This is a genomic window from Nostoc sp. (assembly GCF_036917575.1).
Lineage (GTDB): Bacteria > Cyanobacteriota > Cyanobacteriia > Cyanobacteriales > Nostocaceae > Nostoc.
This window is the reverse complement of the sequence record NZ_JBALDC010000090.1, coordinates 83,586-99,286: the sequence shown is the minus strand read 5'-3', so window position 1 is coordinate 99,286 and position 15,701 is coordinate 83,586. Positions and strand designations below refer to the sequence as shown.

The 15,701-nt window shown below is 40.4% G+C and carries 11 protein-coding genes; 6 read left to right on the top strand and 5 right to left on the bottom strand.

Features of this window, described 5'->3' with window-relative positions; translation table 11 throughout:
- Nucleotides 1-23: 23 nt before the first annotated feature.
- The 4 genes from V7K79_RS26510 to V7K79_RS26495 all read left to right on the top strand — a co-directional run bounded on the left by V7K79_RS26510 (nucleotide 24) and on the right by V7K79_RS26495 (nucleotide 4,925).
- Nucleotides 24-947: a tRNA (5-methylaminomethyl-2-thiouridine)(34)-methyltransferase MnmD gene (locus V7K79_RS26510; protein WP_335051973.1), complete on the top strand. Its 924-nt coding sequence runs from the start codon at nucleotides 24-26 to the stop codon at nucleotides 945-947.
- 510 nt (nucleotides 948-1,457) lie between these two features.
- A complete protein-coding gene (locus V7K79_RS26505; protein WP_335051971.1) occupies nucleotides 1,458-2,705 on the top strand; it encodes a response regulator in 1,248 nt (415 codons plus the stop codon).
- Between the two features lie 203 nt (nucleotides 2,706-2,908).
- Nucleotides 2,909-4,261, top strand: coding sequence for a bifunctional UDP-N-acetylglucosamine diphosphorylase/glucosamine-1-phosphate N-acetyltransferase GlmU (gene glmU, locus V7K79_RS26500; RefSeq protein ID WP_335051969.1), 1,353 nt, complete (start codon nucleotides 2,909-2,911; stop codon nucleotides 4,259-4,261).
- A 241-nt stretch (nucleotides 4,262-4,502) separates the two neighbouring features.
- Entirely contained in the window at nucleotides 4,503-4,925 is a 423-nt protein-coding gene (locus V7K79_RS26495; RefSeq protein WP_335051967.1) for a hypothetical protein, read from the top strand.
- On the opposite strand, the gene V7K79_RS26490 is transcribed toward V7K79_RS26495, so the two are convergent.
- Together V7K79_RS26490 and V7K79_RS26485 are read right to left on the bottom strand one after the other, a co-directional pair.
- On the bottom strand, nucleotides 4,916-5,869 hold the full coding sequence (locus tag V7K79_RS26490) for an isoaspartyl peptidase/L-asparaginase (protein ID WP_335051965.1): 954 nt from the start codon (nucleotides 5,867-5,869) through the stop codon (nucleotides 4,916-4,918). The two genes, V7K79_RS26495 and V7K79_RS26490, sit on opposite strands and share 10 nt — an antisense overlap.
- Nucleotides 5,869-6,063 (bottom strand): DUF2256 domain-containing protein, encoded by a 195-nt coding sequence (locus V7K79_RS26485; RefSeq protein WP_335051963.1) that lies wholly within the window; start codon nucleotides 6,061-6,063, stop codon nucleotides 5,869-5,871. The genes V7K79_RS26490 and V7K79_RS26485 overlap by 1 nt, the downstream gene beginning before the upstream one ends.
- Before the next feature lie 1,078 nt (nucleotides 6,064-7,141).
- Between V7K79_RS26485 and V7K79_RS26480 the strand changes: the two genes are divergently transcribed.
- A complete protein-coding gene (locus V7K79_RS26480) occupies nucleotides 7,142-7,348 on the top strand; it encodes a hypothetical protein (RefSeq protein WP_335051961.1) in 207 nt (68 codons plus the stop codon).
- A gap of 107 nt (nucleotides 7,349-7,455) precedes the next feature.
- The gene (locus V7K79_RS26475; protein WP_335051959.1) at nucleotides 7,456-7,704 is read left to right on the top strand and encodes a hypothetical protein; all 249 of its coding nucleotides are present in this window, start codon (nucleotides 7,456-7,458) and stop codon (nucleotides 7,702-7,704) included.
- Nucleotides 7,705-8,244: 540 nt separating this feature from the next.
- On the opposite strand, the gene V7K79_RS26470 is transcribed toward V7K79_RS26475, so the two are convergent.
- The 3 genes from V7K79_RS26470 to V7K79_RS26460 form a co-directional block, all read right to left on the bottom strand.
- On the bottom strand, nucleotides 8,245-9,102 hold the full coding sequence (locus tag V7K79_RS26470; RefSeq protein ID WP_335051957.1) for a PEP-CTERM sorting domain-containing protein: 858 nt from the start codon (nucleotides 9,100-9,102) through the stop codon (nucleotides 8,245-8,247).
- Between the two features lie 757 nt (nucleotides 9,103-9,859).
- Nucleotides 9,860-12,916: a hypothetical protein gene (locus V7K79_RS26465; protein ID WP_335051955.1), complete on the bottom strand. Its 3,057-nt coding sequence runs from the start codon at nucleotides 12,914-12,916 to the stop codon at nucleotides 9,860-9,862.
- Between the two features lie 30 nt (nucleotides 12,917-12,946).
- The gene (locus V7K79_RS26460; protein WP_335051953.1) at nucleotides 12,947-15,694 is read right to left on the bottom strand and encodes a tubulin-like doman-containing protein; all 2,748 of its coding nucleotides are present in this window, start codon (nucleotides 15,692-15,694) and stop codon (nucleotides 12,947-12,949) included.
- Between the last annotated feature and the right edge of the window lie 7 nt (nucleotides 15,695-15,701).

Below are 15,701 nucleotides of genomic sequence, written 5' to 3'. Positions count from 1 at the left end.
CATTATTTAGTTTTTTTGTTAAGATGTCAGACTTAGAAAATTTTACACCTAAGTTAACAGCAGATGGTTCTTTCACCTTTGTCTCTCAAGAGTTTGGTGAATCGTTTCACAGCCATTATGGAGCGCAGCAGGAAAGTTTTTGCAAGTTTGTGGAACCTACTCAACTGGCTATAGTAGCGCAAAAACCTGTCTTGCGACTATTAGATGTTTGTTATGGTCTAGGATATAACACGGCTGCTGCTTTGCAAACAATTTGGGCAGTGAATCCTAGTTGTTGTGTTGAAGTAATCGGTTTAGAACTGAATCCAGCAGTACCACAAGCGGCGATCGCTCGTCAGTTATTTGACAATTGGAACTGTAACTATATTGAAATTTTGAAAAAGCTAGCTTTTGAGCATCAAGTACAAACACCTTGCCTGAAAGCGAAGTTATTAATTGGTGATGCTAGAACTACGATAACGCTGATACCTCAGTTGGGTTTCTGGGCAGATGCAATTTTCCTCGATCCCTTTTCACCACCACAGTGTCCTCAATTATGGACTGTTGAATTTATTAAACAGCTGTCATTGTGCTTACATCCAGATGGTTTATTAGCCACCTATTCTTGTGCTGCTGCTGTACGCACAGCACTTTTGTCTGCTGGCTTGGTGATATCTTCTACCCCACCCGTAGGAAGGCGATCGCCTGGTACCGTAGCAACACATTCTAGAAATGCTGAGTCTAAATACCACTTTCCACTCACTACCCTCTCAGAAGTTGAAAAAGAACATTTGCTAACTCGTGCTGCTATTCCCTATCGCGATCCTCAATTGAGCGATCCAACCGAAGTTATAGTCAGGCGGCGACAACAAGAGCAACAAACCTCTTGTCTGGAACCTGCCTCCCATTGGCGAAAAAGGTGGCTGTTGGGAACACAAGGCAGGGATTTTATGGGAGTTAATTTGTAGTTAGATTACAATATCATACAATATGCTACACTTAGGGACTGGAAGCCTAATTTAACGAGTTTTTACGAGCCGAATGGCTTATCTATATGTTAGTGTCCAAGATTGCATAATTTTTAACATTACTCAGTATTGCGTTAACTGAGTAAGTAAAAACATTTATATTTCATGATACAATGATTACTATAAAAACTTGAAACTTAAAATCTGATATTTCGATATAAAGCATTTAATTATAAAGCTTTCTGAAGCCCCAAGGCTAAAAAATCTCCGTAAAAAACCTGATTGAACATTTGTGATAATTTATAATACTGAAATTAAAAGCAAAAAATTTGACAACAAGATTCATCTTGTTCGTAACATAAAACATATATGCTGCAAAAAATTCCGAGCGGCGGCTTGACATTATGCATAATCCATATCGAAACTCTGACTCAGATACAGTTGAATCTTAAATTTGTTTTTAAAATCTGACACCGTTAACTAACTTGTGCAAAAACTTGGAGTGCCTTTGTGATTCAATGCAAATCCAACCATACAGGCTTTACAGAAAAAATTGTTAATCGGTCAAACCCCATTAGCACAGTGAAGAGTATCGGTTCAAATTATGCCGTAGAATCGCAAAATGCGGAGGATTCTTCTTTAGGCTCATCTCAAGGAGATTTTATGCTTGAAGATAGGCAAGCAATGTCTTCTTGGATAAAATCTGATGTTAATTGTGGTGATGATTCATTGGTCTCTAAAACACTACAAGCAAAAGGTTCTAAAGTGAATGGGTTTGATTTAGTAGATCCGCCGAAGGTTTTAGTAGTTGACGATCATGCCGTCAGTCGGATGACTGCTGTTGCCCTCTTGGGGATGGAAGGATACGATGTGATTGAGGCTGACAGTGGTTCTATTGTTGTCGGATTGGTAACTCAAAAACAACCAGATTTGATTTTGCTGGATGTAATGATGCCAGGAATGGATGGATTTGAAGTGTGCCAATTGCTTAAACAGGATGAGCAGACTAGGTTAATCCCAGTAATTTTTATTACAGCATTAAATGACAGGCGATCGCGCATTCGGGGAATTGAAGTTGGGGCAGATGATTTTCTCACCAAACCCTTTGATCGGGTGGAACTAGCGGCGCGTGTAAAGTCCTTGGTGCGGCAGAAGCGTCTGAACGAAGATTTAGACCATGCCGAACAAGCACTGTTTTCTATTGCCATGTCCATTGAAAGTCGCGATCCCAATACAGGGGACCATTGCGAACGTTTAGTAAAACTAGGACAAGTTTTTGGTGAATACCTCAACCTCTCACGCTATCAAATTCGAGATTTGATGTGGGGTGGTTATCTCCACGATATTGGTAAGGTGGGTATTCCCGATGCTGTGCTGCTAAAAAAAGGTAAACTCACCGTCGAAGAATGGCAAATTATGCAGCAGCACGTTTTGATTGGAGAAAAAATCTGCCAACCACTACGGAGTATGCGCGGTGTAATTCCGATTATTCGTCATCACCACGAACGTTGGGATGGCTCAGGCTACCCCGATAGACTCAAGGGGGATGATATTCCCTACCTAGCGCAAGTATTTCAGTTAATTGATATTTACGATGCCCTAACTAGTGAACGACCTTACAAAAGAGCTTTTACTTCAGCAGAAGCCCTTTTAGTGATGCAAGAAGAAACTGATTCCGGTTGGCGTAATCCGAAACTAATGCAGCAATTTACAGAGTTTATTCACTCTTGTCAACAAAAAGGGAAGAGTGGGGAATAGAAAGTAATGATTTGTAGCTGCTGTAATGAACGCTAATTGGTATTATGATAATCTTTGCTTTTGAAGAGTGAAATTATACCGACTTTTGAATTTTGACTCCTTTGATATTTTCAGTCTTCTATAATTAGCTGGTATGATTTGAGCCGAGATTTTAAAGTACCAACAGCATTAATCACAATTTCACTGATAGCTGATAGCTAATTATGGTAGTCGTAGCAATTCTAGCGGCAGGACGCGGCACACGGATGAAATCACGCTTACCCAAGGTTTTACATTCTTTGGGTGGGCGATCGCTAATAGAGAGAGTTCTCGAAAGTGTAGAACCACTTTCGCCTTCACGACGAATCGTGATTGTGGGATATCAATCCGAGGAAGTGCAAGCCGCCATACATTCAATTCCCAGTTTGGAGTTTGTCGAACAGAGTGTGCAATTAGGGACAGGTCATGCTATCCAGCAATTACTTCCTCACTTGGAAAATTACACTGGAGATTTGCTGGTACTTAACGGCGATTTACCGTTAATACGCAGCGAAACTCTTAAGCAGATGTTACAAACTCACATCCGAAATCAAAACTCTGCCACTATTCTCACCTCGCACCTACCTGACCCTACAGGCTACGGGCGCGTTTTTTGTAACGATGAAAATATTGTGCAGAAAATGGTCGAACACAAGGATTGTACGGCTGCTCAAAGACAAAATCAGCGGATTAACGCTGGAGTTTACTGCTTTCGCTGGCCAGATTTGGCAAAGGTGCTTCCCCACCTCCAGACAAACAATGCCCAAAAAGAATACTATCTTACTGATGCCGTGACTCAGGTGGGCCAAGTAATGGCAGTGGATGTGGAAGATTACCAAGAAATTCTTGGCATCAACGATCGCCTGCAACTAGCAACAGCATCCGAAATTTTGCAAAAACGAGTTAAGGAAAAATGGATGCTGGCGGGTGTCACCCTCATCGACCCCACAAGCATCACCATTGATGAAACAGTGGAATTACAGCCGGATGTAATTATTGAACCGCAAACTCACCTGCGGGGAAATACGGTAATTAAAACAGGAAGTCACATCGGGCCAGGGAGTTTAATTGAAAATAGTCAGTTAAGTGAAAATGTGACAGTGCAATATTCAGTAGTCATAAATAGCACCGTAGAAACCGGAAGCCAAATTGGGCCTTATACTCATTTGCGCGGTCAGGTAAAAGTAGGTGCAGGTTGCCGTGTGGGGAATTTTGTGGAATTGAAAAATACGCAATTAGGCGATCGCACCAATGCAGCACACTTGTCATATATAGGCGATACTGTTGTCGGCAATCAGGTAAATATTGGTGCTGGTACAATTACTGCCAACTATGACGGCGTGAAGAAACATCCCACCAAAATAGGCGATCGGACAAAAACTGGAGCCAATAGCGTTTTAGTGGCTCCACTCACTTTAGGAGATGATGTCTATATCGCAGCTGGTTCTACTGTGACAGAAGATGTACCTGATGATTCTTTGGTAATTGCCCGTAGTCGTCAGGTGGTGAAACCTGCTTGGCGCAAGAAAAGCCAATAAAGCGATCATTAAATCATCAGATTAGCTGATTAAACTAAAGGTAAAAGATGAGAAAAACAAAACAAATTCTCGGCGATTATTGAGCATCAGGAAAAGGGCTATGTATCGCTTTGTGCAGAATTAGATATTGCTAGCCAAGGTGACACTATTAAAGAAGCACGCAATAATTTGGTTGAGGCATTGGGATTATTTTTTGAGACAGCTGACTCCTCTGAAATCCAAGAGCGACTAATTACAGAAGATGGAAGAACTGCTAGAACTTAGGCAACTTCTAAAACAAGGCAAAATTCATGAGGCGCTGCTGTTGGTGGATGAGTTAGAAGAAATCAGCCTTGGTGACAAAATCAATAAAATTGATAGTTATAGTGTAATTCTGCTCATCCATTTAATTAAACAAAAAGCCGAAAAACGTTCTACTCGCTCTTGGGATGTTTTGAGAGAAAATACAGTACGTGAAATCAACAAAATAAATAAGCGCCGCAAATCCGGTGGTTTTTACTTGAATCAGGCAGAATTAATCGATATTCTGGAACAAGGATATCAAGTAGCACTGAAACGAGCGGCGCTAGAAGCTTTTGAGGGGCGTTATGAAGCCCAAGAATTAGCTGCAATGGTTGAGCAGCAGGAAACTTTGGCCGAAGCGCTAAAACTGATTCAACAATAGCCGATCAGTTCGTTGCCAGTCCATTCCAAGGTGTCACCAATTTTTTCACCGTCGTGGTAGGCGGCGAGTAAGATTTCGCTAGTTTTTCCCCAAGCGATCGCTCCACTAGCATCTAAGGCGATCGCTCCCAAATCGCGTTTGTTCTTGTGGGCTTCCCCAAAGGATCGCTGCATGGCTTCCTTAAGTGACATCCCATCAGTGACACGCACTACAATCCGTGCGGCTAAACACTCATCGATAATATCTTCGCCAATGCCAGTACAGCTAACACCAGCATTACTAGTAGCATAATTACCTGCTGGCATTGCCGAATCACTTACCCTGCCAATCCGCTCAAATCCCTTACCACCAGTAGAAGTGCCAGCAGCTAGCTTACCAAATGCATCTAAAGCTACTACACCGATAGTACCGCGTCCGGCATTGCTGGTTTCTAGCAGTTCGGGTTCTGCTACCACGCCAGCCATTGTGCTTTTAAAATTATCCTGGCGCTCTTGTATCCACTCTTTTAACCGCAAATCAGTTAAAGCGTTATAGCTGGGAATTTGCATTTCCCGCGCCAACTCAGCCGATCCGAAATCTGATAGCACTCGGTCTGGCGAGCTTTGTAAAAATTGCGCTAAATCAATCGGATTTTTCACCCGCGAGATATTAATCACACCACTAAACCGCCCTGATGCACCATCCATCAAGGAAGCACTCATGCGAATTTGTCCATCAGATTGTAGTACTGAACCAGTACCAGCATTAAAGCGGGGGTTGTCTTCGAGCATTAGGCAACCCTGCACCACCGCTTCAGAGGCAGTTGCTCCTGACAATAGTAGAGAATAAACTTCTTCTATTACTGTATACAGCGATCGGCGCACCGCCTCTAATCCGCCTTTACCGTGAAGAGAACTACCAGCCCCTCCATGAATAATTAATTTAGGTTGCACCTGTAACTCCATTAATCTTTTGCGCTATTTGCGTCTGTATTGCGGTTGGTTTCATTTTGAGCTTCAGAACGGCGACGACGACAACGTTCTGAGCAATATTTCACATCGTCCCAGCAATCTTGCCACTTTTTACGCCATGTGAAAGGACGTTGACATACCGGACAGATTTTTGTAGGTAGGTCAGATTTAGAACGAACACGTCCCATATAAATACTGTGTAAATGAGAATTTCATTTCCAAAGGAGATGGAAAATAATTATAACCAGTTTGCTATGAAGACAGGATACATCCAACGAACAAATATATTGTCAATCTATCTTTAGAAGTATTTTTAACATCTCCCTAAAAGAAAAGAGGCTTTGAATCTTACTATCTTTCTCTTTCAGGGACTTGCAAAAAATAAATTATCCCAAATTATTTCTAGATTTGTAGAGGTGCAAAAACTTGCATTGATGTCAACTTCAGGTTAAAGCCAGTCTAGAAAAAGCTTTTAGCAGATTATCTCGCTCTCTGTCGAAGATTGGGAATGCCTAATGGGAGGCAGCATTTCTAGCCTCTGGCTGGAAACGAGATTTTAAAAGAGTTTTAGTTATAGCCGTAGTCACACAGGTTAGGACATAAGCATGGGGTGAATAGTAGAGTTAGCAATAGTTTTACCTCCTGCCTCCAGCCCTCTGCCTCCTGCCTTCTGCTATAGCTTGCTTTAAGTTGACTGATATCAATGAATGTCATGAAACACCCTGACGGGTTAGGGCAAGGCTGTATCATTGCCTAAAAGGTTCTGATTTACAAGCGTTTCAAACAAAAAATCAGGTGAATAAAAAATTTAATTGTACAAAAAAATGGTGATACTTCCAGCAAGGTTTCGCCAATGCACTGAAATTGACTTTTGGAAATAGTAATTTTTTGATTACTAACTTCCCCAAATTTATTGCCTATATTGTTGACAATATCCTTAATAGATTGAGTCAAACAGCCTTAGAGGTTAGAAAAATTAAAAGTGCCTAAACCCATATCTAAACACTTTTCAAATAACCCCTAAATACTAGAATGTTGGAAGTAACTTGATAATACATAGCAATGTGACTTTTAAAGAATCGGTAAATACTAAATAATGTAAATAACTTGATAACGTAAAGTTTTTTCTTTTTTTACAAAAAATTTATGTAAAACTACTATTCATCGAATTGTAATAGTGCTATTGTTTGTATGCTACTAAAAAACAAGTTGTAGTGGCACGACAACAAACAAGTTGACCTTACTAATTCTTAGGAAACTAAAATCATGATTATCAACGATCTTTCTCATGTAGAAACAGTTCTTGAAAATGAAAATGTTCAAGGTGGAATAGCTTTTGCAGATGCTGTTTCAACAGCATACGCTTTTGGTAAAAACATCGCTATCACCAGCATTTCCAATAGCACCGTTGCTGTCTCCAAGAAATACAGCGTATCTGCTAGTTACGGTGCATCTAGTTCTGCTGCCGGCTAAATATGCCTTAGTTCTATAGTGTACTACAGTGCATTTTAGATAGAAAAATTGCTGAAAGTTCTCAAAAACTTTCAGCAATACATTTGTTTTTCAAAGAGAGCTTTTTTATGGAACGATTAAGAATTTCCGATCTCAGTTTTTGTGAAGATGAAGTTTCCGATTGTAGTCAAGTACAAGGGGGAGTTGCATCTGCTTACGCACGTAGTTATTCTACTGCTAACAAGAGCGGTTATAAAATAGGCAAATACAGTATTGAAGGTACTGTTGAAGGTGCTCTTGCTGGTGCTCTTGCTGGCGCTATTACTGATGGTGATAAGGCTATTGTATCTGCCAATACATCGGCAACAGTTTCCTAAAGCTGGCATAACCAAATTGTAGGAAGCTTTTATGGGCAATATTCATAAAAGCTTGTTAGGAATATTTCTATACCTCTATTTTATACCAGATATAACAGTATAAGATAGTAGGTAAAAGCAACACTTCGGTGTTACTCAATGACTATGCTTGTTTTTTAGTTCAAAGCTTCTGAAAAGTCAGCCTATATAACAGCAGTAGATAATGCAATTTTGACTGTAAAATTCATTTGAAATAGCTGTATTTTGCTATGGATGAATATTCAAAATACAGCTAAACAATGATTGGCATCAATATTGAATTGATTCTACTGTATTTGCAGCTAACTTTTCTTTTGCTAATGAACTTAACTCAATGGCAAGACTTACCAGTGGAGAACAAGCATGGTCTTTTATCTCTCAGTTTTATAACAACTCTAAAAAGAGTACTCTAGGTTTAAAACGATATCCATAGTATCTCGGTATCAGTTCCGTACTTGAGTTGAGTATTTTGGGAAAGTTTTTTAAGTCATGGTTGCGTTAAACCTCCTCAGTGCAAACATACTAAACAGACTTTAAATTCTTATTAACCAACAACACAGCCGAAGAAGCTTTTTTACGCTTGCGTATCGAGACAGCAGCAAACATAGTGCAACTGAACAGCGAACCTAGAAGTGTTGAGGGTTCTGGGACAGTATAGACGCTCACTTGATTACTTTTAGATTCTATTAAAGTTAAATGAGTTAACTTATCGAAAGTACGGGAATATTTACCTTTAAAGCTAGTCGAAGCATATTCCTGTGTTCCGCCAAAAGATTTATCAATAGTAGGCTGATTTGAATCAAAAGTTATGCTACTACTCGGTTCAAATACAAAAGCATCATTGTTACCTATAGTTGATAAATTTCCAGAAATCTTGAAAAAGTCCAAAAGATTACCAGTATCGCTGTCGTATAACTTATATAAGAACTCTCCACTAGCATTTGCACGTTCAGTCAATGCATCATCAATGGATGTTTTAAGGCTGAATAAGCCACTGAAATCAAAAGAAAACTCTTTGTCTACTATAAAATCATAACCGATAATCGCAGCCAAGCTTTCCGCCGATCCTGTATAGCCATCGCCCTGACCTTGAGCTTGGCTGAAGGACAAATTAGAGGCAGAGTTGTTTGCATCGATATTAAACTTAGCCTCAGCGTTAGCATCAGCAGTGACTTGACCACCTGTGCTAATTGTTTTAGTCACGTTATCAGTTAAAGTCCCAACATCTAAAGGGCTGCTACTAAAGTTGTTAATGTTGAATTTTGACTCAGAATATGCAATGGTAGCAGCTTGGCTCGGTAAGGTAGCCAATATCGAAGTAGCGATCGCTGGGGTAGCCAGTGTCAAAAAACGCTTTACAAACTTGGTGTATTCTTTCATACAATTACTCTTTTTTTACTTTTATTATCTAGGATTGTAAAATTGTCATGCTTACTGACTCCTTGCTAATGAGCAGGATTAAAATATAAGCAAGCATGATGGACAACTTGAACAATTTTCAAGCCGTTTTTGTCTTATGTAGAAAAAATTTTCTATTCTAAGAACGAATTTTTATTTACCGTTTATGCCAGATTAGTTCAGTAATAACCGCATCAGTAATTTAGTCATGAATTCTGGGCAGCAGGAAATTAGTTACATACTTATACTAGCTAGGATCGATTTGTTTCTTGTAAAGTTTGGGTGAAACGGAGAGTTTTTTTATTGGTATTTACGTAAGGATTCAATTAGGCAGGAGTTTACATAAGTGATGTTATTGCTGAAGCATCTTTAATGAGCAAGGAAATCAGTGTAAAATCAAGCAACGATCGCCTATACCAATTGTTGAAGTGAAAATTGGTAGCAATACGGTTCGGTTAAGGTGCATAGTCTAAAGATCGGCCTTAGTGCCTCTTAAAAAGCTACGGTGTACACATAAGTCCTAAAAACCTAGCCTGATAAGACTTTTCTCGTTCCCAGTCCCAACTGCGAATGCATTTATTGAGTCATAGACTCAATATCTGACTGGAAGCACAAGGTCTTGGCCCCAACGTTCGCGGAGCGTCCCACAGAGATGGGATATTCATTTTTTGGAAGTCCTTTAGGGGTTGGGTTAGGTCTATATTAAATTTCCAGAGAAGTAAAAAAGGTGATTTAATGCCTAATTCAGAGGGTTATAGTCTGAGAGTAGATGATCTAAAAGCTTGCGTTCGTAAGGATTTAAATATGAGGCTGATGTTCCGAATTCCTGTAGTTTATGGTAGATAAAATCACGTTCAAATGTTTCAATACGTTCTTCTAAGTCTCCATAGAGTTCCTGAAGGGTAAACTCAGTTGCTAAAGCTAAGGCAATTTGTTCTCGGTCTTTACCAAGTGACCGACCTTTGAATTGATAATCGCCTTGAGAATGCTGGGATAGTAGCCCAAGAGCGATCGCTAACAGCAGGGTTTGATAAGCTAGTTTTAATTCCCTACCAGAACCAATTTCCTCTGGGATTAAATCGGGAATGTTTTCGTCTTCATCGATTTGTTCGCTCTGAGTCCGTTCATAGCAGTCTCGATAATACTCAATTTGACTGAGAAAATAAGCCGGAAAGCCCAACGAACGAGTCAAAATACACAACCGCTGCTCATCTTCAGCTACCAAGGCGGTTAAACTACGACTAAAGCGACTGTAAAATCCAAAAACTTGTTCTTTATCTTTTGCTCCCACCCAGAGGGTAATCTCCCGTTGAGAAGTTGGGTTTAAGTTGGTGTCGATATCTTGAATTCGCAGCAACAAATTAGCGCTATCATAAAGCTGATTCAAACGCAGAGTAGCTGTATTGGTGGCAATTAAATCTGATTGCTTTAAAACTTCACCAATAGACAAATTACTCAATTGCTCGAACTGCTGGCGAGCAAAGGGCATAAGTTGATTCTGAAATTCTTCAGCAGAAATTTTCCACGACTGAGAACGGCTAACCTGTTCCTGAGTAAACTTCTCTGTTGGTAATGTGGAAAGAAAACTTTGGTAATAAGCATCAATATCTGCATCAGTCAGAACTGTGAGCCGAATTTCGGAGAACTTCGTGGTAGCTCGATCGCGTTGAGCAACCAAATTATTGTATATCTCAGAGAAATCAACTAAAGTTTGACGTAAGGTTTCAGTTCTTTGTTTAGCTGTTTTAATCAAATAATTTAACGCCTCGACACGGAGATTTTGGGCGTATAAATCGTACTCTAACTTTAATTGTTCATTGTAATTGCGGCGTAATTCTACGGCGGTTGCTTTAACAGTGCTTTCTAGGCGTTTAATTTGTTTCTGAACTTTCTGAATGCGATCGCGAATATTAGTGCTGTACTTGAGCCAAACTATACCTAAGTAAGTCAAAATTGTTACCGCAGTCCAAAGCAGATAACTAACTAAATTAGCCCAAAACTTTTGCAATAACAGCCATAGCGTTGATTGACTGAAAATTCCGGTCACAATCAGCAAGGCTAATAAAGCACTAATAACCAAGGTAGGATAAACAATTAGATACTGTGAGCGAAAACGGTTTTCTTCTGTTAGTAGTTCATCTAAGTTATCTGTGGCTTTTTCGAGTTGATTTTCAATGGCCGTTAAGTGGTTCTGAGCTACAGCGATCGCAGCTTCGGCTTGTTCACGAGCGCGAGCGATCGCCATAAAGCGGATTTGTCGAGCTTGTTCGATTTCGGCATTTAACGCTTGGCGATACTCACCAATTGCCGTTTCTAGCTGTTTCTGAGTTGTTTGTAGCTCTTGCAGTTGTTCTTCAGACTTTCTTTCAGCTAAAATATCTTGTAATTGTTGCTGCCGCAATTTTAAGGACACAACTTGGTTGAGTAGCTTTTGAGTGGCTTCTTTATCAATTGTTATCTGCAATCTTGAGTCGAGAAATGCTTCAGCCGCACGTAGTTCTGTAACAAGATTCTGGGATTGATCACCAATGGCATCCGTTTGCAGTTCTAAATACGAAAAGGTCAATATATTTAATAGCCTAGCTGCTTCATGCAAGCCTCTAGGTGTAGCATCAGCATAGCGATTAATGGTGCGGTCTAAGAAGGCGGTTAGTGTTGCCTGTAATTGTTTGCAACAATTTTCCAGCGTGCGCTTATAGGAAAGTAGCTCTTTATTTTCAAATTGCCGATAAGCACGCTGCAATTCCATCCCATATTCCTGAGCCTGGCCAGCACGCATCTCAAGGCGTGGATTAAAATCTTGCCAAACTGGTTTGCCGTTGTCTCGTTCTAATCCGAGAAAAGCATTACTGAAATCTTCGCTGAGTATAAATCCTTTGGCATCTAACAGGCATTTGCGAATTGCCTCTGGAGTAAATTCTGCCTTCGGTAAAAACTGCTCCATAATAATATCGGCAGCTAAGGCAGCACTCAAACGATTAATAGTTGTTTCTCCTGCAAAAAACAATTCTCCATAACCAAATGAACTATAAGCGGGTATTTTTCCCCGTACTTTTTGTGCGCCAATCAATAAGCCACTGGTTTCCGGTTCTACGGTGAGAAAACCTGCCAAAGCATCAGCATAGCTAGGCAAATTATCCCTCAGTCCGCCAATTCGCTCGTCCATTAGCCAGCAATTGTCAAAAGGTGGTACTTTTTGAGTACCTGTAATTACAACGCCATTGGTCATTTTGTAATCTAACTCTTTTAGGAGCGTGTAAGCAGCGCCGTAATCAGCAGTTGTGGCTTGGGTAAATAACCCTGGCAGTAGCAATAAAGCTTCTAAGCTGTAAGGAATATCTGTAAAGTACTTAGAAAATAGCCAACGAATCAAGCGTACTATGTCAAAAACTACTCCCCTAGCAAATTGATTGCTAGCTGATAGCATGAGATATACTCGATGGCTGCTGCTGATTTCCACTCCTTGGCGTTTCGCTGCGATCGCTTCTTTTGATTGACTAGCCGTTTTCAATAATTCAATCAGTGCAGTTTGCAGATCGCCAGTCGCTTCGCTCAACTGGGTACGAATTTTGGAGATATAAGCTTGTTTACTATGAGTTTGAGCGAGATCAAAACTCGTATCAGCAAACTGATCTAACTCGCCACTAAAGCCAAAAGCTTGACCATCCCAAGTTAAGGTATAAGTTTGAATCAAACAGCTTTCGGCGGCGGGAAATTCTTGCAGTTGCCGTTTCATGGCTGCACAAAAAGCGGCACTGTGAGGATCGAGTGCAAGTAAAATAGTTGGTTTTGGCATGGGAACACTCTCAGAGTGCAAATTATGGGGCTAAATAATCACATCTAAATCTTCCAGGTAAGCTTCAATTTCCTGGATTTCCATTTCTACCTGTTCTTGAATTTGGGCATCAACCTTACCTCCCTTTAAAACCTGATTGAGGTGATTGATGTAGTTTTGCAAAGTAAATTTGGCTTTTTCTTGGTCTTCGTGGGTAATACGCTCAACTTTATTCGCAATTTCTTTGACTAAAGGTAAATTACTCTTGAAAGCTTTGAATGCTGACTTGCGATCGCCTCCCAAAGGCAAAACTCCGCCCTCTAATCTTTTCGCTTGTTCTGTAGAAACAAAATATTTTTTACTCTGATTGACAATCAATTTATATAGATCGGGTGCTAAGGCTAAAGCAAACCAACGCAACGCCCCACCATCGTCTTCTGGAGGAATTAAATTAGTTAAGTTTGTCCAATTGCGATGTAAGTGCTTGAAAACTTTATTCGGATCTAGGTAAGCTAACTCCATATCCCTCATGCCGTTGAAGGCAAATAAGGGGACGCCGACTTCTACTCGAAACAGCATCACCTTATGTGGTTCGCCTGTTGGTACGAAAGAAGGATTATTATTTCCTCTAGGCAAGCGACTAGAAAGCGGCGGATTGCTAAAAACTGTGTTGTTACTTTCTACTCCGTAGTAATAAAATTCTGTGATTAAGTGCTGCTGTTGAATGGGAATTTCTGATACTTCATACTGCCAGAGAGGAACTGCAAGTTTGCCAAGTTGTTGCAAATCTTGCCCTGCATCTTCGGGATTACTATCTGTTAAAACCTCCTCAACAGTCATACTGGTGAGAGGATAGTAAGCTTCATCGACAAATCTGAGAATTTCGCTCTCGACATCTTCAGCTTTTTTCTCAGACCAATTTGTTAAAGTTTGAGACTGTTCTCGATGCCAACGGATAAAATCTTCACCAGTAACTTTGGGGCGTTTTGATTGCAGATTGATGCGCCCAATGGTGTGAATAAAAGGATTATCGTTGCTTCCTTGACGGTTGACCTCGTGATAACTTTGTTCTAAATCTCGATAAACTTTATCTAAGTTGCTATGTAAACGTTGGCATTTTTCTTTGATTTCTTCTACCTTAGTCCGCAATCCACCATAGAGTTCAGCCGCTTTATCACACCGTTTCCAATGTAAATAAGTCTTCCATTTTTGGTCAGCCCGTTCTTTGTATCTTTGGCAAGCAGCTTGAATAGTGTTTTTATTTGGGAACCAAGTTTCTGCGGCTTCTTTAATTTTTTCTTCTTGTGGTTCTAATTTCAAAGCATTGAAACTGGATTGCGCTTCTTGTGACTTGTGCTGGACGTTTTGCTGTAATTCGTTTAATTGTAAAGAAAGTTTGCTCAAAAAGTCCAAAACGTAAGCTAGTCCATTGGGACGGTTAAGACCGCGTTCCCAGAAAGTTGCGATCGCAGCAGTTGCAGTCTGTTGTAAGCGATGAAAATTCAATCCTAATTCTTGAGCCGTCCGTTGTTCAAATTGATCTAACTGCCGTTTGTAAAGTTCTTTGATTGTCGCCAAAGCTGTGCGATCGTGACGGATTTCGCCTATTCGGAATTCGGGTTTCATCTGTCCGCCGCGATCGCTTTCAGTTAACGCATTCAGGACAGTAGTCGCTTCTGCTAACTTGCAATCTTCTAAAAACCGGGCGATGTCGCTTTCTAAATCGATTGCTGGGGTAGATGCCATCAACTCATTCTTCAGTAAGCTTTGAGCATCCTCTAATTTCATCCGCTCATATTGCTGTACTGGCAGAGTCAGGGTAGCAAAGCCAAAACTACAGTAATTTATATTGCGTCCTCTAACTTTTTCACCAGTTGCCAGATAAGCGCGAATGTTATCAGCAACGTTAGCAGCGTCTAAACCAATTTGAGAACCAATTTGGATGTACAAGCCATCTGCAACTAAATTTTGTAAATCGTCTGGACGACCGACTACAGTTCCATTTTTGTTAACCCCATCAATTAAAAATACAGCATCAAAGGGAGGGCGATCGGCTTTAACTTTTGTGATTCCATAATCAATCTCAATGCTATTAGATGGTGACAATCCCCAAAAGTGTTCGATTTCTTTGAGAGCGCCATAGGCATTAGACTTTACCAAGTGAGTTTGGGGAATATTGGCAAACACTCTTGGTAAAACAAATACTCCCGTAATATTAGAAAAATTATTCAGATGTCCTCGTGTTAAAAAAGCCGTATCTAAGAATGTGCCACTGCCCGTCCCACCCGCCAAACTACCAACAATAAAAACTTCGACACCATCCCGATTGGAAACTTGAAAGTTATCTGAAAATGCTTGTTTACTGGTGCGAATTTCACGAACAGTATTGATTGCTTGAGCAATTAAAGCGTCAATATCGCCTACTTTCGCAAACAAGGCGAGCCGTCCCCGGGCCCGAATCTGTCCAGCGCCACTGATCAGGCTGGCTGCAGAAATGTCTCTAGGCCACCATTCAGCGATGTGGTCGTTACGTGTTAGAGGTAGGGGATTGGCGACAGAAATTGCATAAAGTTCATTCGGTTCTAAGAAAACTTTAGTACCATCAGGTGATTTTTCTCGTTCTTGGATATTTTCAGTAGTATCAATGGAAATAAAACGAATAACTTCTGGTACTGAGCCGTAAACATCTATGAATCGCTTTTTAAGTTTGAGTATGACTTCATAACCCGTTCCTCCTAGCCCGATAACAACAGTAGGACGAAAAACAACCGTGGGACGCACAACCGTGGGACTTAACATTCACTTT

Bases quoted from the DNA above. Each gene is read 5' to 3' on its own strand.
- V7K79_RS26510 (WP_335051973.1), top strand. From the start codon at position 24: ATGTCAGACTTAGAAAATTTTACACCTAAGTTAACAGCAGATGGTTCT.
- glmU (WP_335051969.1), top strand. From the start codon at position 2,909: ATGGTAGTCGTAGCAATTCTAGCGGCAGGACGCGGCACACGGATGAAA.
- V7K79_RS26495 (WP_335051967.1), top strand. From the start codon at position 4,503: ATGGAAGAACTGCTAGAACTTAGGCAACTTCTAAAACAAGGCAAAATT.
- V7K79_RS26490 (WP_335051965.1), bottom strand. From the start codon at position 5,869: ATGGAGTTACAGGTGCAACCTAAATTAATTATTCATGGAGGGGCTGGT.
- V7K79_RS26485 (WP_335051963.1), bottom strand. From the start codon at position 6,063: ATGGGACGTGTTCGTTCTAAATCTGACCTACCTACAAAAATCTGTCCG.
- V7K79_RS26480 (WP_335051961.1), top strand. From the start codon at position 7,142: ATGATTATCAACGATCTTTCTCATGTAGAAACAGTTCTTGAAAATGAA.
- V7K79_RS26475 (WP_335051959.1), top strand. From the start codon at position 7,456: ATGGAACGATTAAGAATTTCCGATCTCAGTTTTTGTGAAGATGAAGTT.
- V7K79_RS26470 (WP_335051957.1), bottom strand. From the start codon at position 9,102: ATGAAAGAATACACCAAGTTTGTAAAGCGTTTTTTGACACTGGCTACC.
- V7K79_RS26465 (WP_335051955.1), bottom strand. From the start codon at position 12,916: ATGCCAAAACCAACTATTTTACTTGCACTCGATCCTCACAGTGCCGCT.
- V7K79_RS26460 (WP_335051953.1), bottom strand. From the start codon at position 15,694: ATGTTAAGTCCCACGGTTGTGCGTCCCACGGTTGTTTTTCGTCCTACT.